This window comes from Streptomyces sp. NPDC006529, assembly GCF_040611795.1.
In the GTDB taxonomy this organism is placed as follows: Bacteria; Actinomycetota; Actinomycetes; order Streptomycetales; family Streptomycetaceae; genus Streptomyces.
The window spans coordinates 124,562-147,079 of sequence record NZ_JBEXPB010000011.1; the positions used below are offsets into that span (position 1 = coordinate 124,562).

General features: G+C 72.4%; 22 protein-coding genes. 6 read left to right on the forward strand and 16 right to left on the reverse strand.

What is annotated here, in order from left to right; genetic code table 11:
- The first annotated feature begins 56 nt into the window (after nucleotides 1-56).
- Nucleotides 57-1,043 (forward strand): LLM class flavin-dependent oxidoreductase, encoded by a 987-nt coding sequence (locus ABZY31_RS11865; RefSeq protein WP_356407949.1) that lies wholly within the window; start codon nucleotides 57-59, stop codon nucleotides 1,041-1,043.
- Nucleotides 1,044-1,087: 44 nt separating this feature from the next.
- On the opposite strand, the gene ABZY31_RS11870 is transcribed toward ABZY31_RS11865, so the two are convergent.
- From ABZY31_RS11870 to ABZY31_RS11885, 4 genes are all read right to left on the reverse strand, one after another.
- Complete coding sequence (locus tag ABZY31_RS11870) at nucleotides 1,088-2,521, reverse strand: sugar porter family MFS transporter (RefSeq protein WP_356407951.1); 1,434 nt, start codon at nucleotides 2,519-2,521, stop codon at nucleotides 1,088-1,090.
- 239 nt (nucleotides 2,522-2,760) lie between these two features.
- The gene (locus tag ABZY31_RS11875) at nucleotides 2,761-6,555 is read right to left on the reverse strand and encodes an AAA family ATPase (RefSeq protein ID WP_356407954.1); all 3,795 of its coding nucleotides are present in this window, start codon (nucleotides 6,553-6,555) and stop codon (nucleotides 2,761-2,763) included.
- Between the two features lie 227 nt (nucleotides 6,556-6,782).
- Nucleotides 6,783-6,998: a hypothetical protein gene (locus ABZY31_RS11880; RefSeq protein ID WP_356407957.1), complete on the reverse strand. Its 216-nt coding sequence runs from the start codon at nucleotides 6,996-6,998 to the stop codon at nucleotides 6,783-6,785.
- Nucleotides 6,999-7,314: 316 nt separating this feature from the next.
- Complete coding sequence (locus tag ABZY31_RS11885) at nucleotides 7,315-7,596, reverse strand: acylphosphatase (RefSeq protein ID WP_356407960.1); 282 nt, start codon at nucleotides 7,594-7,596, stop codon at nucleotides 7,315-7,317.
- Between the two features lie 124 nt (nucleotides 7,597-7,720).
- Here ABZY31_RS11885 and ABZY31_RS11890 point away from each other — a divergent pair, with 124 nt between their 5' ends.
- On the forward strand, nucleotides 7,721-8,623 hold the full coding sequence (locus tag ABZY31_RS11890) for a CAP domain-containing protein (protein WP_356407963.1): 903 nt from the start codon (nucleotides 7,721-7,723) through the stop codon (nucleotides 8,621-8,623).
- A 33-nt stretch (nucleotides 8,624-8,656) separates the two neighbouring features.
- Here ABZY31_RS11890 and ABZY31_RS11895 read toward each other — a convergent pair whose 3' ends face one another.
- On the reverse strand, nucleotides 8,657-9,259 hold the full coding sequence (locus ABZY31_RS11895; RefSeq protein WP_356407966.1) for a flavodoxin family protein: 603 nt from the start codon (nucleotides 9,257-9,259) through the stop codon (nucleotides 8,657-8,659).
- A 114-nt stretch (nucleotides 9,260-9,373) separates the two neighbouring features.
- Here ABZY31_RS11895 and ABZY31_RS11900 point away from each other — a divergent pair, with 114 nt between their 5' ends.
- Nucleotides 9,374-9,781: a helix-turn-helix domain-containing protein gene (locus ABZY31_RS11900; protein ID WP_356407969.1), complete on the forward strand. Its 408-nt coding sequence runs from the start codon at nucleotides 9,374-9,376 to the stop codon at nucleotides 9,779-9,781.
- Here the strand turns inward: ABZY31_RS11900 and mutM are convergent.
- From mutM to ABZY31_RS11945, 9 genes are all read right to left on the reverse strand, one after another.
- A complete protein-coding gene (mutM, locus tag ABZY31_RS11905) occupies nucleotides 9,754-10,623 on the reverse strand; it encodes a bifunctional DNA-formamidopyrimidine glycosylase/DNA-(apurinic or apyrimidinic site) lyase (protein ID WP_356407972.1) in 870 nt (289 codons plus the stop codon). The two genes, ABZY31_RS11900 and mutM, sit on opposite strands and share 28 nt — an antisense overlap.
- 166 nt (nucleotides 10,624-10,789) lie before the next feature.
- Nucleotides 10,790-11,629, reverse strand: a complete 840-nt coding sequence (gene rnc, locus ABZY31_RS11910) for a ribonuclease III (protein WP_356407975.1) — start codon at nucleotides 11,627-11,629, stop codon at nucleotides 10,790-10,792.
- A 19-nt stretch (nucleotides 11,630-11,648) separates the two neighbouring features.
- Entirely contained in the window at nucleotides 11,649-11,822 is a 174-nt protein-coding gene (gene rpmF, locus ABZY31_RS11915; RefSeq protein ID WP_003965982.1) for a 50S ribosomal protein L32, read from the reverse strand.
- 2 nt (nucleotides 11,823-11,824) lie between these two features.
- Nucleotides 11,825-12,472 carry a DUF177 domain-containing protein gene (locus tag ABZY31_RS11920; RefSeq protein ID WP_356408018.1) on the reverse strand — a complete coding sequence of 216 codons (648 nt, stop codon included), beginning with the start codon at nucleotides 12,470-12,472 and terminating at the stop codon, nucleotides 11,825-11,827.
- Nucleotides 12,473-12,615: 143 nt separating this feature from the next.
- On the reverse strand, nucleotides 12,616-13,692 hold the full coding sequence (locus ABZY31_RS11925; protein ID WP_356408021.1) for an ATP synthase F0 subunit B: 1,077 nt from the start codon (nucleotides 13,690-13,692) through the stop codon (nucleotides 12,616-12,618).
- 95 nt (nucleotides 13,693-13,787) lie between these two features.
- The gene (coaD, locus tag ABZY31_RS11930; protein ID WP_356408024.1) at nucleotides 13,788-14,267 is read right to left on the reverse strand and encodes a pantetheine-phosphate adenylyltransferase; all 480 of its coding nucleotides are present in this window, start codon (nucleotides 14,265-14,267) and stop codon (nucleotides 13,788-13,790) included.
- Between the two features lie 29 nt (nucleotides 14,268-14,296).
- The gene (rsmD, locus tag ABZY31_RS11935; protein ID WP_356407978.1) at nucleotides 14,297-14,875 is read right to left on the reverse strand and encodes a 16S rRNA (guanine(966)-N(2))-methyltransferase RsmD; all 579 of its coding nucleotides are present in this window, start codon (nucleotides 14,873-14,875) and stop codon (nucleotides 14,297-14,299) included.
- 53 nt (nucleotides 14,876-14,928) lie between these two features.
- Complete coding sequence (gene recG, locus ABZY31_RS11940; protein WP_356407981.1) at nucleotides 14,929-17,142, reverse strand: ATP-dependent DNA helicase RecG; 2,214 nt, start codon at nucleotides 17,140-17,142, stop codon at nucleotides 14,929-14,931.
- Between the two features lie 97 nt (nucleotides 17,143-17,239).
- Nucleotides 17,240-18,973 carry a DAK2 domain-containing protein gene (locus ABZY31_RS11945; RefSeq protein WP_356407984.1) on the reverse strand — a complete coding sequence of 578 codons (1,734 nt, stop codon included), beginning with the start codon at nucleotides 18,971-18,973 and terminating at the stop codon, nucleotides 17,240-17,242.
- Nucleotides 18,974-19,196: 223 nt separating this feature from the next.
- Between ABZY31_RS11945 and rpmB the strand changes: the two genes are divergently transcribed.
- Nucleotides 19,197-19,382, forward strand: coding sequence for a 50S ribosomal protein L28 (gene rpmB, locus ABZY31_RS11950; RefSeq protein ID WP_073911113.1), 186 nt, complete (start codon nucleotides 19,197-19,199; stop codon nucleotides 19,380-19,382).
- Between the two features lie 131 nt (nucleotides 19,383-19,513).
- Here rpmB and thiD read toward each other — a convergent pair whose 3' ends face one another.
- Both thiD and ABZY31_RS11960 read right to left on the reverse strand, forming a co-directional pair.
- Nucleotides 19,514-20,317: a bifunctional hydroxymethylpyrimidine kinase/phosphomethylpyrimidine kinase gene (gene thiD / locus ABZY31_RS11955; RefSeq protein ID WP_356407986.1), complete on the reverse strand. Its 804-nt coding sequence runs from the start codon at nucleotides 20,315-20,317 to the stop codon at nucleotides 19,514-19,516.
- Nucleotides 20,314-21,294 (reverse strand): thiamine-phosphate kinase, encoded by a 981-nt coding sequence (locus ABZY31_RS11960; protein ID WP_356407989.1) that lies wholly within the window; start codon nucleotides 21,292-21,294, stop codon nucleotides 20,314-20,316. The genes thiD and ABZY31_RS11960 overlap by 4 nt, the downstream gene beginning before the upstream one ends.
- Nucleotides 21,295-21,530: 236 nt before the next feature.
- On the opposite strand from ABZY31_RS11960, the gene ABZY31_RS11965 reads away from it, so the two are divergent.
- The gene (locus ABZY31_RS11965; RefSeq protein ID WP_351040055.1) at nucleotides 21,531-21,764 is read left to right on the forward strand and encodes an Lrp/AsnC ligand binding domain-containing protein; all 234 of its coding nucleotides are present in this window, start codon (nucleotides 21,531-21,533) and stop codon (nucleotides 21,762-21,764) included.
- A gap of 23 nt (nucleotides 21,765-21,787) precedes the next feature.
- Nucleotides 21,788-22,288 carry a DUF3515 family protein gene (locus tag ABZY31_RS11970; protein ID WP_356407991.1) on the forward strand — a complete coding sequence of 167 codons (501 nt, stop codon included), beginning with the start codon at nucleotides 21,788-21,790 and terminating at the stop codon, nucleotides 22,286-22,288.
- The last annotated feature ends 230 nt before the right edge of the window (nucleotides 22,289-22,518 follow it).

Genomic DNA, 22,518 nt, shown 5'->3' on the forward strand with positions numbered 1-22,518 from the left:
CGTCCCCCTTCGCCCGGCCCGTCACCGCGAGCAGCAAGGCGAAGGGGGACCTCTTCATGCCCATCACCGTGGTCCGGTTCAACCTGATCGACCCGGACGGCACGCCCGAGACCCTCTCCGCCCGCTACCGGGCGGCGCTGGAGATGGCGCGGTACGCCGACGAGCACGGCGTGGACACGCTCCAGACCGAGGAGCACCACGGCACCGACAACAACTGGCTGCCCTCCCCCTTCGCCTTCGCGGGCGCGGTCTTCGGCGCCACCCGCCGGATCGCGGTCACCGTCTCCGCGATCATCGGGCCCCTGCACGATCCGCTGAAGGTCGCCGAGGACATCGCGGTCCTGGACCTGCTGAGCGGCGGCCGGCTGGTGACGGTCGCGGGCATCGGCTACCGGCCCGAGGAGTACGAGCAGCACGGCGTCGAGTGGGGCCGGCGCGGCCGGCTCCAGGACGAGCTGCTGGAGACCCTGCTCAAGGCATGGACCGGCGAGCCCTTCACCTTCCGCGGCCGCACGGTGAAGGTCACCCCGCGCCCCTTCACCCGGCCGCACCCGCTGCTGCTGGTCGGCGGCAGCTCGCAGCCGGCGGCCCGCCGCGCGGCCCGGCTCGGCCTGCCGTTCTTCCCGAGCGCGCACCTGCCGGAGCTGGAGGCCTACTACCTCGCGCGGCTGGCGGAGTACGGCACGGAGGGGTTCTGCATGATGCCCGCGGCCGAGACCCCGCTGCTGAACATCGCCGAGGACCCGGACCGGGCGTGGGCGCTGTACGGGCACCACTTGCTGCACGAGGCGGGCATGTACGCCTCCTGGCAGTCCAAGGACATCCGCTCGGCGGTACGGTCCGGCGCGCGCACCGTCGAGGAGCTGCGCGCGGAGGGGGTGTACCGGATCCTGACCCCGGACGAGGCGGTGGCGTACGCCCGGGGCGCGGGCGGGGCGGGCAACCTCGTCCTGCACCCGCTCTGCGGCGGGATGCCGCCGCAGGAGGGGCGGCGCAGCCTGGAACTGCTCTGCGAACGGGTGCTGCCCCGGCTCAAGGACTGAGCCGGGGCAGCGCCGCGGAGGAGAGGGGTGGTGGCGGGGGATGGTTACCCCATCTCCTCCAACGCCTTGCCCTTGGTCTCCGGCACCCATTTGAGGATGAAGGGGATCGAGAGCATGGCGAAGACCGCGTAGATCACGTACGCACCGGACAGGTTCCAGTCCGAGAGCGTCGGGAACGAGACCGTGATGACCCAGTTGGCGACCCACTGGGCGGCGGCGGCCACACCGAGGGCGGCCGCGCGGATCCGGCCCGGGAACATCTCGCCGAGCAGCACCCAGACCACCACGCCCCAGGAGAGGGCGAAGAAGAGGACGAAGAAGTTCGCGGCGATGAGGGCCACGAGCCCCTGGGCGTGCGGCAGGGCGATGTCGCCGCCGCTGGTGTCCTTGTAGGAGAAGGCCCACGCGGCGAGCGCGAGGGAGATCGTCATGCCGGCGGAGCCGATCAGGGCCAGCGGCTTGCGGCCGATGCGGTCCACGAACACCATCGCGATGACCGTACCGATGATGTTCACGACGGAGGTCTCGAAGGAGTACAGGAACGAGGAGCTGGGGTCGATGCCGACCGACTGCCACAGCGAGGAGCTGTAGTAGAAGATCACGTTGATGCCGACGAGCTGCTGGAAGACGGAGAGGCCGATGCCGATCCAGACGATCGGCAGGAAACCGAAGCGTCCGCCGAGGAGGTCCTTGAAGGTGGACTTCTGCTCCGAATGGATGGCGTTGTCGATCTCGCGCACCCGGGCGTCGGCGTCGATGCCCTCGCCCTCGACCTCCCGCAGGACGGTCTTCGCCTTCTCCATGCGGCCGACCGAGACGAGGAAGCGGGGGGACTCCGGGATGGCGAAGGACAGCAGGCCGTAGAGCACGGCCGGGACCACCATCACGCCGAGCATCCACTGCCAGGCTTCCAGGCCGCCGATCTTGCCGCGCTGCTCTCCGTCGGCGAGGTTCAGGATGCCCCAGTTGACGAGCTGCGAGATGGCGATGCCGATCACGATCGCGGCCTGTTGGAAGGAGGCGAGCCTGCCGCGGTAGGCGGCCGGCGAGACCTCGGCGATGTAGGCCGGGCCGATGACCGAGGCCATGCCGATGCCGAAGCCGCCGATGACGCGCCACAGGGCGAGGTCCCAGAGGGCGAACGGGAGGGCGGAACCGATGGCGCTCGCGGTGAAGAGGACGGCGGCGATCTGCATGCAGCGGATGCGGCCGATCCGGTCGGCGATGCGGCCGGCGGTGGCCGCGCCGAAGGCGCAGCCGATGAGTGCGGCGGCGATCACCTGGGCGAGGGTTCCCGAACCGACGTCGAAGCGGTCGCGGATGGCCTCGACGGCGCCGTTGATGACGGAGCTGTCGTAGCCGAAGAGGAAGCCGCCCATCGCGGCAGCCGCGGTGATGAAGACGACGTGGCCGAGGTGGTCGGGCTGGGCCGCGCGTCCGCTGCCGGACGAGGCCGCCTGTGATGTGCTGCTGGTCAAGGTCTGCTCCTGCGTGCCCGGCTGCGGTGACGGGCTGGTGTGGGGGTGATTCCTTCCAGTGGCGCACAGTTCAAGATCGGGCACCACCCGAAGGGAAGGGCAGCGGGAGCGAGCCTATGTGTTCATTTTGTGAAGTCAATAGTTTGTGATGACTTCACTCGATCGCACAGGTCCGCCCATTCGACCCGAGCCGGGCAGCTGATGGGTTCACCTCTTGAACGAATGGGGGGGTCGGGGCCTCAGCGGAGGCGCTGGCTGATGACCTTCGATACCCCGTCGCCCTGCATCGAAACGCCGTAGAGGGCGTCCGCGACCTCCATCGTTCGCTTCTGGTGCGTGATCACGATCAGCTGTGAACTCTCCTGCAGCTCCTCCATGATCCGGATCAGCCGCTGGAGGTTCGTGTCGTCCAGGGCCGCCTCGACCTCGTCCATCACGTAGAACGGGCTGGGCCGCGCCTTGAAGATGGAGACCAGCAGCGCCACGGCCGTCAGCGACCTCTCGCCGCCGGAGAGCAGCGAGAGCCGCTTGACCTTCTTGCCCGGCGGCCGGGCCTCCACGTCCACGCCGGTGGTGAGCATGTTGTCGGGATCGGTCAGGATCAGCCGGCCGTCGCCGCCGGGGAAGAGGCGGGCGAAGACCCCCTCGAACTCGCGGGCCGTGTCGTGGTACGCCTCGGTGAAGACCTGCTCGACGCGCTGGTCCACCTCCTTCACGACCTGAAGGAGGTCCGCCCGGGTCTTGCGCAGGTCCTCCAGCTGCTCGCTCAGGAACGCGTGCCGCTCCTCCAGCGCCGCGAATTCCTCCAGCGCCAGCGGGTTGACCTTGCCGAGCTGCTGGTACGCGCGCTCGGCGGCCCGCAGCCGCTTCTCCTGCTCCGCCCGCACGAAGAGACCCGGCAGCGGGTCGCACTCCGCCTCCTCGCCGCCCCGCTCCGCTGCGTCGGCGGGCGGGCTCGGGGGCACCGGCTGGTCCGGGCCGTACTCGGCGACCAGCCCGGCCGCCGTCACCCCGAACTCCTCCAGCGCCTTGGTCTCCACCTGCTCGATGCGCAGCCGCTTCTCGGCGCCGAGCACCTCGCCGCGGTGGACGGAGTCGGTCAGCTTGTCCAGTTCGCCCTTGAGGTCGCGGCCGCGGGTACGGGCCTGCGCCAGCTCCCGCTCACGGACGCCCTTCGCGAACTCGGCGGCCGTGCGCTCGCGGTCCGCGCGGGACAGCGACACCTCGATGTGCGCCAGCAGCTGGCGGGCGCCGTCGCCCACCGCGGTGGCCACCCGGGCCTCGTGGCGCCGCCGGGCGGTGCGGCGCTCGGCCCTGGCCCGGGCCTCGCGCTCCGCCCTGGCCGCGCGGTCCAGGGCATCGGCCCGGCCGGCCAGGGCCTTGACCCGCTCCTCGTGGGTGCGCAGCTGGAGCCGGGCCTCCATTTCGGTCTGGCGGGCGTTCGCGCCGTCCGCCGCGAGTCGGTCGCGGGCCGAGGTGTCCGGCTCTTCCTCGCCGGGCATCTCCTCGACCACGGCGAGCCGCTCGGCGCACTCCTCCACGTCGGCCAGCGCCTGCTCCAGAGCGTCCTGGGCCTTGGCCGCGGCGGCGGCGCAGCGCTCGGCCTCGCCCGCCGCGCCCTTCGCCTGGCCGGACAGCCGGCCGAGCTGCTGGGCGACCCCGGCGCGCGCCCGTTCGCCCGCACTGCGCCGCTCGGCCAGCTCCTCGACCAGGCGGGCGCACTCCCGGCGCCGGGCCTCGGCGGCCGCCCTGCCCGCGGCCAGCTCCCGGCAGCGGACCTCCAGGGCGGCCAGGTCGGCGTCCGCCTCGTCCACGGCGGCCCGCACCTCGATGAGGCTGGGCGCTCCGGCGGCCCCGCCCTGCGCGAGGTGCGCCCCGAGCACGTCTCCGCCGACGGTCACCGCGACCAGTCCGGGCCACCGCGCCACCAACGCCTCGGCCGCCCCCAGATCCGCCACGACCCGGTAGTCCCGCACGACCCACCCCACGGCCCGCACCACCCCGGCATCCCCCTCGACCACAGCCCCGACGGGCACGCCGTGCAGCAGGTCGGGGTCGGGGTCGGCGGCGAGGCCGACGGCTTGGGCGGCCGGGGCGGAACCCGGGTCCGGGGCGGGTCGGTCCGTGGCGGTGGACGCCTCCCGTGCGCCGGCGGCCCCCGGTTCGCCGGGGTACGCCCGCGCCGGGCCGGCCGGTGAGGGGACCTGGGCGGGCGGGATGGCGCCCTCCGGGCCGCTGGGGCCGGCCTCGGGACCCGGCGCAACCACCGCCCCGGCGTCGCCCTCGGCCCGTGGGGCCGGCGGCTGGGGCGGGAGGGAGCTCGGGGCGATGAGGAACGTGGCGCGGCCCGCGTCGGTGTCGCGCAGGTGGCGGATCGCGGCGGCGGCCGCCGCCGGGGTGGTCACGGCGAGGGCGTCGGCCGCCGCCCCCAGGGCCGCCGCCACCGCGACCTCGTACCCCGGAGCCACCGTCAGCCGCTGCGCCGCCGGACCGAGCAGCCCGGTCAGCCGGTCCCGCGCCGCCAGCAGCGCCGCGGTGCCGTCCTTGCGGCGCAGGCCCAGCGCCAGCGCCTCCCGCCGCGCCGCCACCGCCGCGCGGGACCGTTCCGCCACCGCCAGCGCGTCCCGGGCCGCCGAGAGCGCCTCGTCCGCCGCCGTCAGTTCCGCCCGCGCGTGCTCGTGTTCCGCCGCTTCGGACTCTTCCGCATCCACCGCCCCGACCTCCCGGACGAGGGCCTCGTACTCTTCCCGCGCGGCCACCGCACGGGATTCCGCTTCGTCCCGGGCGGCCACCAGCCGGTCGATCTCGGCCTGCGCCGCCCCGGCCCGGGAGCGGGCCGCGCCCAGGCGGCCCGTCAGCCGGGCGATGCCCTCGCGCCGGTCGGCGATGGCCCGCGCCGCGTCCCGCAGCCGCCGCTCCTCGCCCTCCAGCGCGCGTTCCAGTTCCGCCCGGTGCGCCGAGGTGTCCTCCAGCGCCCGGGTGGCCGCCTCCAGCGCGGCCTCCAGTTCCGCTTCCTGCTCGCGGATCCGGACGGCCTCCTTCTCCAGGTCCTCGGGGTCCCGGCCGCGCCGCTCCTCCTCCACCGGCGCCGTCGCGCTGCGCACCCGCGCCTCGGCCAGCGAAGCCGTCCCGCGGACCCGTTCCGCCAGCTGCGACAGTTCGTACCAGGTCTGCTGCGCCCGCTGGAGCCGCGGCGCCAGCGTACGCACGGACTCCTCCAGAGCGGCCTCCCGGCGCAGCGCGTCGGCCAGTTCCGCTTCGGCCGATTCCTTGCGCTCCTTGAGCGCCGACTCGTCCGCGATCTCCGCGTCGAGCGCCCCGCGCAGGGTGACGAGGTCGTCCGCGAGCAGCCGCAGCCGCGCGTCGCGCAGGTCGGCCTGGATGACGGCGGCCCGCCGGGCCACCGCGGCCTGCCGTCCCAGCGGTTTGAGCTGGCGCCGCAGCTCGTCGCCCAGATCCTGGACGCGGGCGAGGTTCGCCTGCATGGAGTCCAGCTTCCGCAGCGCCTTCTCCTTGCGCTTGCGGTGCTTCAGTACGCCCGCCGCTTCCTCGATGAAGGCGCGGCGGCCCATCGGATCGGCGTGCAGGACCGAGTCCAGCTGGCCCTGGCCCACGATGACGTGCATCTCGCGGCCGATCCCGGAGTCGGACAGCAGCTCCTGGATGTCCAGGAGGCGGCAGGTGTCCCCGTTGATCTGGTACTCGCTGCTGCCGCCCCGGAACATGATCCGGGTGATGGTGACCTCGGCGTAGTCGATGGGCAGCGCGCCGTCGGAGTTGTCGATGGTCAGGGAGACCTCGGCCCGGCCGAGCGGCGGACGGCCGGTGGTTCCCGCGAAGATGACGTCTTCCATCTTGCCGCCGCGCAGGGACTTGGCTCCCTGCTCCCCCATGACCCAGGAGAGCGCGTCCACCACATTGGACTTGCCGGAGCCGTTGGGCCCGACGACACAGGTGATGCCCGGCTCGAAGCGCAGGGTGGTGGCGGACGCGAACGATTTGAAACCGCGCAGGGTCAGGGCCTTGAGGTGCACGCCGCCGGACTCTACCTTTCACGTTCGGTTTCACCCATGAAGGTGCAGGGCACATCAGACGTTAAAGGAAACGGCCCCCCACCTGGCCCCATGGGAGAGCGGCGAACTCCGGGGCGCAGCGGCGTGGCGGAAAGAAAAGAAGGGACGCCGAAGCGTCCCTTGCAGATCAAGCGGTCCTGACAGCCGTATGGAGCGGGCTGTTCAGGTACAGCGACGAGATCGCGGAATCAGGTGAGCGCAGGCTCCGCCTGGGATACGTCGATGTCGATGCTGTCCAGCAGCGAGTCTCCGTGCTGAGCGGCGGCCGCGTTCAGAGCGTCATTCTCGGACTGGATTCGTCCGAGTTCGGACTCGAGGTCCTGGACGCGCTGCTGAAGCCGTCGCATCTCGGCGAGGAGTCGCGGGTCGGAACCGCCGACGTAACCGAGAAGCGCCTTTGCCATGATGGATGGTCCTCCACACTGAGTGACCGACCGAGAGCGGTGTGGGTCGTGAGGGAATCGCACCCGCGTTGTCCGGCAGTGGCTGTCAGTCACTGCGCTCAATACTGCCAACACTGCCAAACAGCTCAGGTGCGCGGGGCTTCCAGCGTCTCACCAAAAAGTTTGACGGTCAACACGATCACGCCCTGTATCGGCGGACAGCCCGGTCCCCGCACGGGTAGGAGAGATCGTCCTCTCCTCCGAGCGTTCCACGGATGACCACGCTCGGCAACGTATGCGCAGTTCCGGCGGTATGTAGATGTGACCACCCCCGCAATCACCGGATGGCGAACCCGTCGTAGCCGCCGCGCGGAATTCCCCAGATCTCGGTCACCCCGTCGACCCGCCCGGGCGTGTCGGCGGACCGGAGCCAGTCGAGCAGCCGGTGGCAATTCTCACGTTGACCTTCGGCGACGACCTGTACTCGGCCGTCGTCCAGGTTCAGTGCGAAGCCCACGAGGCCGCCGATCTCCAGCGCATTGGCCCTGGTGAACCAGCGGAAGCCCACTCCCTGTACCCGGCCGCGTACCCAGGCGGTCACCCGGACGTGTTCGTTCATGCGTGAACGCTAACCGGGCAGGCGAATTCCGGTCACCTCGCCCCCCGGGCCGCATGGACTACAGTCGCGCCTCAATACCTCACCCATTTGGGTGAGTAACGGTTGATCTTGGAAGGCAGAGCCGATGGGACGCCACCGACTCCCCGCGCCGGAGCGCGACGGCCGCGGCAAGCGCGGCGGCACCGCCGTGCGCACCGGGCTGCTGGGCGCCTGCGTGGCCGTGGTCCTGGGGACCGCGGCCGTGACCACCGGCCTGGTGCCGGTCGGCGGCAGCTTCCCCTACGTCGGCCAGAGCGCGGACACCAAGGACGAGGCCGGGGCGGCACCGCGCGGCGAGGACCGCGGCGCGGATGAGGCGAACGAGCAGAGCGGCCTGGCGAACCTTTCCGGCCGCTCGCCTGACGCCCCCTCGCCAGCCGGCAGCCCGTCGGCCTCGCCGCCGCCCTCGCCGTCACCGTCGGCGTCCGCTTCGGCCTCGCCGACGCCGACTCCGTCGGCTTCCGCCTCCGCTTCCGCCTCCGATTCCGCGTCGGCCCGGCCCTCCGCGGCGCCGTCGACCAGGGCTCCGAAGGCCCCCGTACCGGCGCCCAAGCCGCCGAAGCCGGCCGATCCGCCGTCGGCCAAGCCCTCCGCTCCGGCGCCCGGCGGGGATTCCGCGGAGGAGTCCGCCGTCCTGGCCCTGGTCAACCTGGAGCGCGCCAAGGCGGGCTGCGGTCCGGTCCGCGCGAACCCGCCGCTGGCCTCGCTCGCCGGCGCGTTCAGCAAGGACATGGCCGTGCGCGGCTTCTTCGACCACACCGATCCCGACGGGAGGACCCCCTGGGACCGGGCGTCCAACGCGGGGATCACCAGCCTCGGCGGCGAGAACATCGCCCGCGGCCAGGGCGACGCCGACTCGGTCATGAAGGCGTGGATGGAGAGCCCGGGCCACCGGGCCAACATCCTCAACTGCGAGTTCCGCACCCTCGGCGTCGGCGCGTACTTCGCCTCCGGCGGCCCCTGGTGGACCCAGGACTTCGGCTTCTAGCCGCGCCGACGGGCCCGCGGAAAGGGGCTCGGGTCAGGCGGCGACGGCGGCGCGGCCCGCGAGGAAGACGCGGGTCGTGGTGGCGACGCGGCGGCCGAGGTGCTCGGCGGTCAGCAGGTCCGCCTTGTGCACGCCCTCGACGCCCTGGTCCGCATTGCTCTGCGCGGCGGCGCCGCTGGAGAAGCCGAGCCGGTTCAGGTCGTTCTCGGAGGCGGTGCTCGCGTTCCAGCCGGGCTTCAGGCCCAGGCTGATCCAGTTCATGCCGTGCTGCGAGGCCAGCGTCTGGAAGAAGCCGAGGGTGCCGGCCTTGTCGCCGCTCTTGGACGCGGAGTTGGTGAAGCCCGCGGCGAGCTTGTCCCGCCAGGCGTCCGCGAACCAGCGCTTCGAGGTGGCCTCGGCGAAGACGTGGAAGGCGCCGGAGGCGGTGCCCATGTAGGTCGGGGATCCGAAGACGATCGCGTCGGAGGCGTCCAGGAGTGCCCACTGGGTGTCGTCGATCTCGTCGACCTTGATCAGGTGCACGGTGGCGCCCGTGTCGGCGGCGCCGGCCCGGACGGCCTCCGCGAGGACCGCGGTGTGGCCGAATCCGGAGTGGTAGGCGATCGAGACGACGGGGGTGGGGAGCTGAGCGGACACGGTGGATCTCCTCGGGAGCGGGGTGGCGCCGGGTGGTGCGCCGAGAGAAGGTAAGCACTAACTTTTGGATAGCGCAAGCTACGAGTTAGCGCTGTGCGAGAGTAGCCTGTCCTCATGGAGACCTCCGCCTGTACCGAAAGCACCGGAGCGGCCGAACTGCCGTTCGATGTCTTCGCGCGCAACTGCCCGTCCCGCGAGACGCTGGAACACGTCACCGGGCGGTGGGGCAGCCTGACGGTCGGCGCCCTCTACGACGGGGCGCGCCGCTTCAACGAACTGCGCCGCCGGGTCGACGGGGTGAGCGAGAAGATGCTCTCCCAGACGCTGCACGCGCTGGAGCGCGACGGCATCGTGCACCGCGAGGCACAGCCGACGAACCCCCCGCGCGTCGATTACGAGCTGACGCCGCTGGGCCGGGAGATCGCCGAGCGGCTGCTGTCACTGATCCACTTCGTCGAGGGCAGCATGACGCCGGTCCTGGCCGCCCGGCAGTCCTACGACGAGACGCGCGGCGGGCGCTGACAGCGCGGGCAGAAGTAGCTGGACCGGTTCATCCACGGGCGGCGCCGCATGGGCGTGCCGCAGCGCCGGCAGGGTTCGTCCTCGCGGCCGTAGGCGTCGAGCGAGCGGTCGAAGTAGCCCGACTCGCCGTTCACGTTGACGTAGAGGCTGTCGAAGCTGGTGCCGCCGACCGCCAGGGCCGCGTTCATCACGTCGCGGACGTGGCCGAGGAGTTCCCGGCTCCGCGGACCCGCGAGGGTGGTGGTGGGACGCTCGTAGTGCAGCTTGGCGCGCCACAGCGCCTCGTCCGCGTAGATGTTCCCGATGCCGCTGATCAGGGACTGGTCCAGCAGCGCCCGCTTGAGCGTGGTCCGCTTGGCGCGCAGGGCGGCGTGGTAGAGCATCTCGTCGAAGCCGGGGTCCAGAGGGTCGCGGGCGATGTGCGCGATGACGTCCGGGAGCCCTTCGGCGCTGCCGGGGACGGTCGGGTGCAGGGACAGCCCGCCGAAGGTCCGCTGGTCCACGAAGCGCAGCTCGGTCCCCGCGGAGTCGGCGAAGCGGACCCGGATGCGCAGGTGCTTCTCGTCGGGGGCCCCGGCGGGCTGCACCAGGAGCTGGCCGCTCATGCCGAGGTGGGCCAGTACGGACAGGTCCCGGTCGTCCAGGGGCAGCCACAGGTACTTGCCGCGGCGCTGCGGCGCGCCGATGGTCCGCCCCGCGAGGCGGGCCGCGAAATCGGCGCCGCCGCCGGTGTGCCGGCGTACCGCGCGGGGGTGCAGCACCTCGACCGCCGCGACGGTCCGCCCGGCCACCCATCGCGCCAACCCGCGCCGCACGACTTCGACTTCGGGCAGCTCGGGCACGGTGTCTCCTTGCAGGGGCGGTCTGTCTCGACTCCCCCGAGCCTACCGCCGGGCCCCGCGCCACCGCGGTGGAGCCCCAGGGCGGCAGGCCCCGGGCCGCCGCCCGGAAACGGGTCCGCCCGCCCCTGCCGGAGCAGGGGCGGGCGGGGAAACTCCCGAAGGAAGCTCAGACCGTCGGCGTCGGGCCGGCGGGCGTCGGCGCCCCGCCGTCCTCGGCCGGAGCCTCGGCGACAGCCGGTGCGGCGGCGGGAGCGGCTTCCGCCGCGATCCGCTCGTCCGCGGCGGCGCGAATGCCGCGCCACGCGGACTCCGCAGCCTGCTGTTCCGCTTCCTTCTTGCTGCGGCCGGTGCCGGTGCCGTACGAGACACCACCGACGCGAGCAGCAGCGGTGAAGGTCTTTTCGTGGTCCGGTCCCGTCTCGCTGACCAGGTACTCGGGTACGCCGAGCCCCTCGGCCGCGGTCAGTTCCTGGAGACTGGTCTTCCAGTCCAGGCCTGCGCCGAGGCTCGATGACTTCTCGATCAGCGGATCGAAGAGCCGGTGAACCAGCTCCGCGGCCGCGTCGAGACCCTGGTCGAGATAGACCGCGCCGATCACCGCTTCAAGGGTGTCGGCGAGGATGGAGGCCTTGTCCCGGCCGCCCGTGCCTTCTTCGCCCCGGCCGAGCCGGATGAAGAGGCCGAGTTCGAGCCCGCGCCCGACCTCCGCCAGCGCACGCGAATTGACCACAGCGGCCCGCAGTTTGGCCAGTTGGCCTTCCGGCAGGTCCGGGTGGGTCCGATAGAGCGTGTCCGTGACCACCAGGCCGAGCACCGAGTCCCCGAGGAACTCCAGCCGCTCGTTGGTGGGCAGACCGCCGTTCTCGTACGCGTACGAACGGTGGGTCAGTGCACGCACCAGAAGGGCGGACTCGAGGTGGTACCCGAGCCGCCCTTCCAGAAGCGTGTGGGACGAGGCCGCTTTGTTCGTGTCTGCCTGCGTTGAGCCGCCGGCAAGCTCAGACATTGCGCCTCTCACCAGCCGCTCAGACCTCGAGGACCTGGCGCTTGTTGTAGGTGCCGCAGCTCGGGCACGCAATGTGCTGGAGCTTCGGCTCCTGGCAACGCTCGCACGAAACCAGGGTGGGGACCGCAGCCTTCCACTGCGACCGGCGGTGGCGCGTGTTGCTGCGCGACATCTTCCGCTTCGGAACAGCCACGGCTACTTCTCCTGCTTCTCGGCGGCGCGCTGGACGTCAGATGCGGCGCCGCTCATGTTGTCCTTCTCGTCGTCCTGATCGGTCACGACGAGTCCCTGCAATGCCGCCCAACGGATGTCGGTGGCGTCATGGTGGTGGTCCGGGTCGTCGTTCAGACTGATCCCGCATTCGGGACACAGTCCGAGACAGTCCTCCCGGCACACCGGCTGCAGCGGCAGTGCGAGCACCACCGCGTCACGCAGCACTGGTTCGAGGTCGAACAAGCCGTCCTCGATGAAGAGCGTGTCCTCGTCATTCTCAACGTCGTCGCCCGGCTCCGCTTTCACACGGCCCCGGTCGTCGGCGTCAGGGTACGAGAACATCTCCTGGAAGTCCGCCTTGAGCTCGCGCTCGACGGCCTCCAGACACCTTACGCATTCCCCGGCGGCCAGTGCACGGGCGGTGCCTGTGACAAGCACCCCTTCCATGACCGACTCCAGCCGGAGCCTCAGCTTCACCGGAGCGCCTTCCGGCACTTCGATGACGTCCGCGAGACCGAAGTCCCCGGGCGCCGCGACCTCGCGGGTCAGCCGAAGCAACGCACCAGGACGCCGACCCAGCTCGTGCGTGTCGAACACGAGGGGGTTGCGGTGGTCGAGGTGGGTGTTCAGGGCTGGTCCAACTTTCAGAGATCGCTCAGCTGTATGCCGCTGCGGGCAGCAAGGATCGCGTCGCATACGCGCGACCGAAGAGCCAGGATACCCGCCGCTTCGCTCTGCGCCCAATCCGGGGCGGGGCGCTCCGCGGGAGCCGCTCAGCGGCCCTGTTCGTACTGGCGCAGCTGGTCCAGATTGATCATGCTCGTGTCGAAGAGACTGGTCTCGTCGAGGGCCTGCTGCCCGGGCTGCTGCTGCGTCTGCGGCTGCTGCTGGTACGCCTGCTGCTGGTACGGCTGCCCGTCGCCGGCGTAGGGGTCCGGCTGCTGCTGCCCCTGGTACGCGGCGTACGGATCGGGCTGCTGCGGGGCCTGCTGGTAACCGTAGGGGTCCTGGTAGCCGTAGCCGTCCGGCTGCTGCGCCGCCTGCGTGGGCTGCTGGTAGGAGTAGGCCTCGTAGACGGGCTCCTGCGGCGCCTGGGACCGCTGCTGCGGAGCCATGGCCGCCACCGGTTCCGCGAGGCCCGCCAGGAAGTCGGCGTCGCTCGTCGTCCGGGACTGCTCGCCCGCCGCGTCCTGGGCCGCCATGTGCGCGCCCAGGTCGTCCGTCGGCGTGCGGCCGAGCAGCTTCTGGCGGCCGCGGCCCACCGCCTCCAGGGTCTTGGACAGCACCGCCTCGAAGGTGGCGAGCTTCGTGTCGACGTAGGCGTCGGCCTGGCGCCGCTGGGTCTCGGGGTCCTGGCTGCGCTCCGGGGCCTCCGGGTCCGTGAACCCGTGCTCGTCCAGTCCCGGCCCGCGCCCCAGCAGCTTCTCGCGGCCGCGGTCCACGGATCCGATGGTCTTGGAGAGGACCACCTCGAAGTTCGCGAGCTTGCTGTCGACGTAGTCGTCGGCCTCGGCGCGGATCTCCTCGGCCTCCCGGCGGGCCTCCGCCAGGATCCGGTCGGCCTCGCCCTGCGAGCGCCGCGCGATCTCGGTGTCGGAGACCAGCGAACCGCGCTGGGCGTGCGCGGACTCGATGATCCGGTCCGCCTCGCGGCGGGCCTCCTCGACCATCTGCTCGCGCCCGCCGATCAGCTCCCGCGCCTGCGCCAGGGAACCGGGCAGCGCCTGGCGCACCTCTTCGAGCTGGGCGAGCAGCTCGGCGCGGTTGATCACGCACGAGGCGGACATGGGCATGGACCGGGCTCCGCCGACCGACGCGACGATCTCGTCGAGCTTCTTCTGCACGTCCACGGTGGCTCGCACTCTCTCGGCCTCAGGCGGTTCCTGAGACGGACGGGACGACTGTACGGCCCCCGGGCGGCCCCCCGACAGCGCGTCGGGCGGCGTCAGTTGCCGCGCAGCCGTTCCATCAGCGCGGTGTGGACGAAGGGGGGCAGCAGGTGGGACACGTCGCCGCCCCAGGTCGCCACCTCCTTGACCAGGGAGGAGGAGAGGAAGCTGTAGGTCGGGTTCGTCGGGACGAAGAGCGTCTCGACCCCGGTCAGCCCGATGTTCATCTGGGCCATCTGCAACTCGTAGTCGAAGTCGCTGACCGCGCGCAGACCCTTGACGATGGCGGGGATGTCCCGCTGCTTGCAGAAGTCGACGAGCAGCCCGTGGAAGGACTCGACCACGACGTTCCCGTAGTCGGCGGTGGCCTCGCGGATCAGCTCGATCCGCTCCTCGACGGAGAACAGGCCCTTCTTCGACTGGTTGATCATCACGGCGACATGCACGACGTCGTAGAGCCGGGCGGCCCTGCCGATGATGTCGAGGTGTCCGTTGGTGATGGGGTCGAACGACCCCGGACAGACGGCGCGGCGCAACTGAAGTCCCTCGCTCTCCGGTGCGGGCATCATGACTCTTCGCTGGTGAAGGCGGCGCGACCGTACCAAAGGGTGCCTTCGCCGTACCGCCGGGAGCGGAGCGGCGCGAAACCGTCGGGCCAGGGGAACGCACCGCTTCTGGTGCTGCGCTCCACGGTGACGAGCGCATCGCCGGTGAGCCAGGCATTCGACCGGAGTGTGAGCAGGATCTCCGCAAGATCGTCGTGCGCGACGTCGTAGGGCGGGTCGAGGAAAACGATGTCGTACGGGTCCCCCGACGCCCGGATCGCCACGATCTGTTCCGCTTTGCCCGCCCTGAATTCAGCGCCCGCGAGGCCCAGGGCGGCGATGTTGTCGCGGATCGCCTTCGCGGCCTTCGCGTCGGCCTCCACGAGCAGGGCGTGGGCGGCGCCGCGGGACAGCGCCTCCAGGCCGACCGCGCCGGAGCCGCCGTACAGGTCCAGGACCCGGGCTCCTTCGACTCCGTGCAGCGACTCCCAGGTGGAGAAGAGGCCTTCGCGCATCCGGTCGGAGGTCGGCCGGGTGCCGGTGCCGGGCGGCACGACGAGGCGCCGCCCACCGGCACTGCCGGCGATCACGCGGGTCATGTGGAGGTCCTTCGCTCAGGGAATGCTCGCGGCTCCACGATAGGACCTCCTGGTCAGCCCTTCTCCAGGTACTGCTCGCGCTCGGTGTCGAGCAGCGCGTCGAGCGCGGTCAGCAGACCGGGCAGCCCGATCAGCTCGGGGTCCTCGGCGACGACCCGGGCGGCCTCCTCGCGGGCCTGCGCGATGACCTCCTCGTCCTCGATGACGGACAGCATCCGCAGCGAGGAGCGCACGCCCGACTGGGCCTGGCCGAGGACGTCGCCCTCGCGGCGCTGTTCGAGGTCGATCCGGGACAGCTCGAAGCCGTCGAGGGTGGCGGCGACGGCGGCCAGCCGGGCCCGGGCCGGGCTGGCCTCGTGCATCTCGCTGACCAGCAGGCACAGCCCGGGGGCCGTGCCGCGGCCCACGCGCCCGCGCAGCTGGTGGAGCTGGGACACCCCGAACCGGTCGGCGTCCATGATCACCATGACCGTGGAGTTGGGTACGTTGACCCCCACCTCGATGACCGTGGTGGCGACCAGCACCTTCACCTCGCCCGCCGCGAAGCGCCGCATCACGTCGTCCTTGTCGGCGGGGTCCATCCGGCCGTGCAGCACCTCGACGGACACCCCGGCGAGCGGGCCCGCGGCCAGTTGCGCGGCGATCTCCAGCACGGCCAGCGGCGGACGCCGCTCGCCGTCCTCCTCGGCCGCGGCCTTCTTCTTGGCGGCCTTCGGGTCGTCCTCGCCGTCGCCGATCCGCGGGCACACCACGTACGCCTGGTGGCCCTTGTCCACTTCCTCTCGGACCCGTTCCCAGGCCCGGGCCAGGAAGTGCGGCTTGTCCTTCGCGGGCACCACGTGGGTGGCGATCGGCGAGCGCCCGGCGGGGAGCTGGTCCAGGACGGAGGTCTCCAGGTCGCCGAAGACGGTCATCGCGACCGTGCGCGGGATGGGGGTCGCGGTCATCACGAGCAGGTGCGGGGGCTGCTTGCCCTTGGAGCGCAGGGCGTCGCGCTGCTCCACGCCGAAGCGGTGCTGTTCGTCGACCACGACCAGCCCGAGGTCGTGGAACTTGACCTTGTCCTCGATCAGGGCGTGGGTGCCGATGACGATCCCGGCCTCGCCGGTGACCAGGTCGAGGAGTGCCTGGCGGCGCGCGGCCGTCCCCATGGAGCCGGTGAGCAGCACCACCTTGGTCCCCCGGTCGGATCCGCCGAGCAGGCCGGCCTCGGCGAGGTCGCCCATCATCTCGGTGATCGAGCGGTGGTGCTGCTGGGCGAGCACCTCGGTGGGCGCGAGCATCGCGGCCTGACCGCCGCTGTCGACGACGGCGAGCATGGCCCGCAGCGCGACCATCGTCTTGCCGGATCCGACCTCGCCCTGGAGGAGGCGGTGCATGGGGTGGTCGGTGGCCAGGTCGTCGAAGATCTCGCGGGAGACCGCGACCTGGCCGTCGGTGAGGGTGAAGGGGAGCTTGGCGTCGAAGGCGTCCAGCAGGCCGTCGGGGGCGGGGCGGCGGGGGACGGCGGGGAGCAGGGTGTCCGCGTGCCGGCGGCGGGCCAGGGCGACCTGGAGGACGAAGGCCTCGTCCCACTTGAGCCGTCGGCGTGCGTCCTCGACGTCGGCCTTGGTGCGCGGCCGGTGGATCTTGAGGAGGGCTTCGGTGAGCGGGAGCATCCCGCGGCCGTCGCGGAGCGCGGGCGGCAGCGGGTCCACGGCCTCGCGGGCGCTGGGCAGGACCGCGTCGACGGCCTTGGTGATCTTCCAGGACTCCAGCTGCTTGCAGGCCGGGTAGATCGGGATCAGCTGCTGGGCGAAGGCGTCCACCGCCTCGGCGGTGGTGGCGTCGACGCCCAGGGGTTCGTAGGCGGGGTGGGCGAGCTGGAGCTTGCGGTTGAACATCGAGACCTTGCCCGCGAACATCGCGCGGCTGCCGGGGAGCAGGTCCTTGTGCGGTTTGTGGACGCCCGCGCCGAAGAAGACGAGCTGGAGCCGACCGCTGCCGTCGGTGATGGTCACCTCCAGCCGCTTGCCGCGCCCGCCGTTGAAGGTGAGGACGCGGGCGTCGGCGACCTGGGCGACGACGGTGACGTGCTCGTCGATCTGGTCGGCGAGCTCCGCCAGCGAGGTCAGTTCGCCGCGCTCGGCGTACCGGCGCGGGTAGTGGTGCAGCAGGTCCAGGGCCGTGTGCAGGCCGAGCTGCTCGGCCAGCACCTTGGCGGTGGCGGGGCCGAGGGTCTTCTTGAGGTCTTCGTCGAGCGCGGGCACCCGTTCATTGCACACCATCCCTGTGACAACGGGGGCACGCGACCCCGGCGGGCCGCCGCCCGCCGCCCTGCCCGGCGGCCGGTCCGGCGCTCTGTCCGACGTCCTGCTCGGCGCTCTACTCGACGCCGATGAGCAGCGGCGCGGAGTACCGCCCGCCCCGGTAGGTGAGGGTGTCGACGGCCAGGTGCCCGTGCTGGACGTACGCCTCCAGCCGGGCGGCGAGCGCGTCCGGCACCTCCGGCCCGAGGACCAGGGTGACCAGTTCGCCGCCGGAGCCCAGCATCCGCTCCAGGACGGCCTCGGCGGTCTCCGCGAGCGCGGACCCGATGACCGCGACGTCCCCGTCGATGAGCCCGAGGACGTCCCCGGCCTGGCAGATGCCCGCCGAGGTGAAGGACTGCCGTTCGGCGATGGCGAGTTCGCCGTGGCGGGTGGCGCCGGCGGCGGCGGTCATGGCGACCACGTCCTCGTCGAAGCCGGTGTCCGGGTCGTGCACGGCGAGGGCGGCGAGGCCCTGGACGGCCGAGCGGGTGGGGATGACGGCGACCCGTACGCCGTCGGCGCGGGCCTGTTCGGCGGCGGTCGCGGCGGCCGCGCGCTGTTCGGCGCCGCCGGGAAGCAGGATCACCTCGCGGGCGTGCGCGCGCCGCACGGCGGCGGCGATCTCGGCAGCGGCGGGCGGCTCGCCCGGCAGGCGGCGCACGGTGGTCGCGCCCGCCTCCTCGCAGAGCACGGCCAGTCCCTCGCCCTGGACGACGGCGACCACCGCGCGCTGGGCGCGCGGGCCGCGGGCGCGGCGCCGTTCGTCGCCGAAGTGGGTGATGCGGATCCGGTGGGGCCGGCCGGCGACCACTCCGGCTTCCACGGCGGCGCCGGGGTCCTCGACGTGGACGTGGACGTTCCACAGGCCGTCGCCGCCGACGATCACCAGCGAGTCCCCGAGCCCGTCGAGCGTGGCGCGCAGGACGTCGACGGCCGCGTCGGGGGCGTCGAGCAGGTAGATCACCTCGTACCCGGGGCCGTCCGGTTCTTCGGCGCAGGGCTGCCGCGCCGTCGTCACGGCCGGCCCGCGCGCCGGCTCCGGGTCCGCCTCCTGGCCCGACAGGGCCTGCCACAGCGCCCCGAGCACGGCGACCACGCCGCAGCCCCCCGCGTCCACGACCCCGGCCCGGCCCAGCGCGGCCAGCTGCCCGGGGGTCTCGGCGAGGGCCGCGCGGGCGCCGTCGTAGGCGGCCCGGGCGACGTCGCAGCTGCTCGCGGCGGCCTCGGCGGCGGCCTCGGCGGCCCGCGCCGCGGTCGCGGCGACGGTGAGCATGGTGCCCTCGACGGGGTGCGCGACGGCCCGGTACGCCGATTCCGCGGCCCGCGTGAGCGCCCCGGCCAGCAGCGCCCCGGAGGCACTCGCCCGCGGTTCCCCTCCGAGTACGTCGGCCACGCCGCGCAGCAGCTGCGCGAGGATCGTCCCGGAGTTGCCCCGGGCGCCTATGAGGGCTCCGTGGGCGTAGGCCCGTACGGCGACGGCCAGCGAGCCTGCGGGATCGTCGGCAGGGTCCGGGGAGCGGTCGGCGTCCGGAGCGGGGTCCTGCGCGCCGTCGGCTGTGCCCTCGCTCACATCCCCCGCGTTCCCGAAGGCCTCTTCGAGGGCCCGGGCGGCGGACTGCGCGGTCAGGTAGAGGTTGGTCCCGGTGTCGGCGTCGGCGACCGGGTAGACGTTGATCGCGTCGATGTCCTCGCGGGCCCGGCCCAGTGCGGTCAGGGCCAGGGAGCTCCAGGTGCGCACCGCGGCGGCGTCCAGGCTGTGCGGCTCGTGCGGCACCGGGTGTTCCTCCTTGGGCTGACGAGGGTTCACCGCAGGGTAACCAAGGACGGCCCCGGTCCGGGGTGCGCCCGGGATGCGGCCGGGGCGGTGCCCGCGGTCGCCATGGTAGTTTTCTTGGACCGACGCAGTCGTTGTATGCTGCTCCGGTTGCCCGATGAGAGTCGGGCCATTTCCCCCGGCAAACCACTTCGGACTCTCTGATTCCGGTGCGCCGGTTTCACTGTAAGTGCATCTGAAGTCTTTGGAGTGACCTGTGGCTGCCAACTGCGACGTTTGCGCCAAGGGGCCGAGCTTCGGCAACAGCATCTCCCACTCGCACCGCCGCACCTCGCGTCGCTGGAACCCGAACATCCAGCGCGTCCGTGCCGTGGTCAATGGGACGCCGAAGCGCCTCAACGCCTGCACCTCGTGCATCAAGGCCGGCAAGGTCTCGCGCTGACGCCTTCCGTCGTCGTAGCGCAGCCCTTTCCGGTTGCCAAAAAGGCCGGTCCACCTCGGTGGACCGGCCTTTTGCCTTGCCCTGACGCATCCACGGCCGCCCCGGAGTGATTCCGGGGCGGCCGTGCGCCGTCACCGGGACCGCCACCGCCAGGCGTGGTCCACCGGGCCGATGCCGGCGCCGAGGGCGAAGCCGGCCGTGATCGCGCCCGTGACGTACTCCTTGGCCGCGGTGACGGCCGCCGGGACGTCGAGGCCGTGCGCGAGGCCGGCCGCGATGGCGCTCGCCAGGGTGCAGCCGGTGCCGTGCGTGTGCCGGTTGCCGTGGCGCGGGGCGCGCAGCCACAGCTCGGTGGAGCCGTCGCTCAGCAGGTCCACGGCCTCGTGGCCGGCCGGGAGGTGGCCGCCCTTGATCAGGGCCCAGCGCGGCCCGAGGCCGAGGACCGCGTCGGCGGCCCGGCGCATGCCGTCCTCGTCCTCCACCCGTACGCCGGTGAGCCGGGCCACCTCGTCGAGGTTCGGGGTGGCCACGGTGGCCCGGGGCAGCAGCTCGGTCCGTACGGCGGCCAGCGCGGACGCGGCGAGCAGCGCGTCCCCGTGCTTGGAGACCCCGACGGGATCGACCACCGCCGGGGCGGCCGTGTCCGCCAGCAGCACGGCCACGGCCTCCACCAGGACGGCGGAGGAGAGCATGCCGGTCTTGACCGCGCCGACCCCGATGTCGTCCACGACGGCCCGGTACTGGGCGGTGACGGCCTCGGCGGGCAGCTCCCACACCCCGCGCACCCCGAGGGAGTTCTGGGCGGTCACGGCGGTGACCACGCTCATCCCGTGCACCCCCAGCGCCAGCATGGCCTTCAGGTCGGCCTGGATGCCCGCCCCGCCGCCGGAGTCCGATCCGGCGACGGTCAGGCACAGGGGCGGGGCGCCGCTCATCGCGGGGGTTCCTGCGCCGGGTCGGCGCCGAAGTGGTCCCAGCCGCCGGTGCTGGTCCAGGGCGCGCCGTCCACGGTCACCTGGGGCAGCGCGGACCGGTTGAGCACCTCCCCGATGACCTTCCAGCGGGCCGGGAGCTTCACGTCGGGCGGGAAGGTCGCCACGATGGCGTGGTCCTCTCCCCCGGTCAGCACCCACTGGAGCGGGTCCACGCCGACGGCCTGCCCGATGTCGTGCATCTGGGTCGGGATGTCGACGGCCGCCGAGCGCAGGTCGATGCGGACCTTGCTGGCCTCGGCGATGTGCCCGAGGTCGGCGACCAGGCCGTCACTGACGTCGGTCATGGCGGTGGCGCCGAGGCCGGCGGCCGCGGGACCCGCGTGGTAGGGCGGTTCGGGGCGCCGGTGGGCCTCGACGAAGGCCCGCGGGGAGCGGAACCCCCGGGAGAGCACCGCGAAACCGGCCGCGGACCAGCCGAGCCAGCCGGTGACGGCGACGACGTCGCCGGGCCGGGCGCCGGAGCGCAGCACGGGGTCGTGGTTGCGCAGGTCGCCGAGGGCGGTGATGGCCACCGTGATGGTGTCCCCGCGCACGACGTCCCCGCCGACCACGGCCGCGCCGGCGACCTGGCACTCGTCGCGCAGCCCGTCCATCAGCTCGGTGGGCCAGGTGACCGGGAGTTCGGCCGGGACGACGAGGCCGAGCAGCAGCGCGGTGGGCACCGCCCCCATGGCGGCGATGTCGGCCAGGTTCTGCGCCGCGGCCTTGCGTCCGACGTCGTAGGCGGTGGACCAGTCGCGCCGGAAGTGCCGTCCCTCCAGCAGGATGTCCGTGCTGGCCACGACCCGCCGGTCGGGCGCGGACACGACCGCCGCGTCGTCACCGGGCCCGAGCCGGACCGCCGGGGTGGTGGTCAGCCGTGAGGTCAGCTCCTTGATGAGCCCGAACTCCCCCAGCTCGCCGACAGTGCCCTTCATCGCTGTGCTCCTTCTGGCCCAGTCCGCTTGCGGTCGCGAGCCGTCTCAGCACTGGGTACCGTCAACAGATACGTCAACTTCTGCTCCCCGTACGCCCCGCTGCGCGTGGCGCCGGGCCCGCGGGTCTCCCCGTGACGCTCGGCGACGCGGTACCGTGGCGTCCCTTTCTCCCCGGGACCGGGACTTCCCACCCGAAGATTAGGGGAAATGATCCTCGCGGCCGCTCTGGAGGTTCCGTGGTACAGGCGTACATCCTCATCCAGACCGAGGTGGGCAAGGCATCGGTGGTGGCCGAGTCGATCGGCCGGATCCAGGGGGTGATCCAGGCCGAGGACGTGACGGGCCCGTACGACGTGATCGTGCGCGCCCAGGCCGACACCGTGGACGAACTCGGCCGCATGGTGGTCGCCAAGGTCCAGCAGGTGGAGGGCATCACCCGCACCTTGACCTGCCCGGTCGTCCATCTGTAGCCCCCGTCTACTCTTGGCCGGTGATGTCCCTCCACCGCCGGCCCGTCCGTCTGCTGGCCCTGCCCGCCCCGATGGCCGTACTCGCCGTGGCAGTCCTCGCGGGCTGCTCCCCGGGTACCGCCGGGGCCCGGGTGGTCCCCCCGCCCGCGCCGCCCGCCGATGTCGCGGGGCTCTGTGCCACGCTGCACAAGGAGCTTCCGGACACGGTGGCCGGTCTTGAACGGTCCGCCACCGAACCGCCGTCCGACCTGACCGCCGCGTGGGGCGGCTCGGCGATCGTACTGCGGTGCGGTATCCCCAAGCCCCCCGCGATGTCGGATTCCCGGCAGGACGGCGTCGAGGTGAACGGTGTCCCGTGGCTCCTGGAGCCGCTGGAGGGCGGTGGCTTCCGCTTCACCACCGGGCTGCGGCTCGCGTACACCGAGGTCACGGTGGACAAGGCGCACGCCAAGGACACCGGTTTCCTGGTGCCGCTGTCGGCCGCCGTCAAGAAGTCGGTGCCCGAGGGCATCGCCTCCTACTGAGCCTCTTGCTGGGCCTTCTACCGAGAACCGCCCGCCGGATCATGACCCGGCGGGCGGTCCCTCGTACGTGCGGTCCGGCTAGGGCGTGTTTTAAAAGTCCCGCCTGGCCTGCGACGCCTGGCACCGCACCTCGCCGCGTTGTCGGGGCGCCCGAGTACTCCAGTACACGGGCGCCCCTCCGCCTTGCGATGCACGGCACCAGACGCCGCAGGCCCGCGCCCTCCGGGCGC

Bases quoted from the DNA above. Each gene is read 5' to 3' on its own strand.
- thiD (WP_356407986.1), bottom strand. From the start codon at position 20,317: ATGAGCGGCGCCCCGCCCCTGTGCCTGACCGTCGCCGGATCGGACTCC.
- ABZY31_RS11960 (WP_356407989.1), bottom strand. From the start codon at position 21,294: ATGAAGGGCACTGTCGGCGAGCTGGGGGAGTTCGGGCTCATCAAGGAG.
- ABZY31_RS11970 (WP_356407991.1), top strand. From the start codon at position 21,788: ATGTCCCTCCACCGCCGGCCCGTCCGTCTGCTGGCCCTGCCCGCCCCG.
- ABZY31_RS11880 (WP_356407957.1), bottom strand. From the start codon at position 6,998: ATGGCAAAGGCGCTTCTCGGTTACGTCGGCGGTTCCGACCCGCGACTC.
- recG (WP_356407981.1), bottom strand. From the start codon at position 17,142: ATGGTGTGCAATGAACGGGTGCCCGCGCTCGACGAAGACCTCAAGAAG.
- rnc (WP_356407975.1), bottom strand. From the start codon at position 11,629: ATGTCTGAGCTTGCCGGCGGCTCAACGCAGGCAGACACGAACAAAGCG.
- ABZY31_RS11885 (WP_356407960.1), bottom strand. From the start codon at position 7,596: ATGAACGAACACGTCCGGGTGACCGCCTGGGTACGCGGCCGGGTACAG.
- ABZY31_RS11890 (WP_356407963.1), top strand. From the start codon at position 7,721: ATGGGACGCCACCGACTCCCCGCGCCGGAGCGCGACGGCCGCGGCAAG.
- rsmD (WP_356407978.1), bottom strand. From the start codon at position 14,875: ATGACCCGCGTGATCGCCGGCAGTGCCGGTGGGCGGCGCCTCGTCGTG.
- ABZY31_RS11865 (WP_356407949.1), top strand. From the start codon at position 57: ATGCCCATCACCGTGGTCCGGTTCAACCTGATCGACCCGGACGGCACG.
- ABZY31_RS11900 (WP_356407969.1), top strand. From the start codon at position 9,374: ATGGAGACCTCCGCCTGTACCGAAAGCACCGGAGCGGCCGAACTGCCG.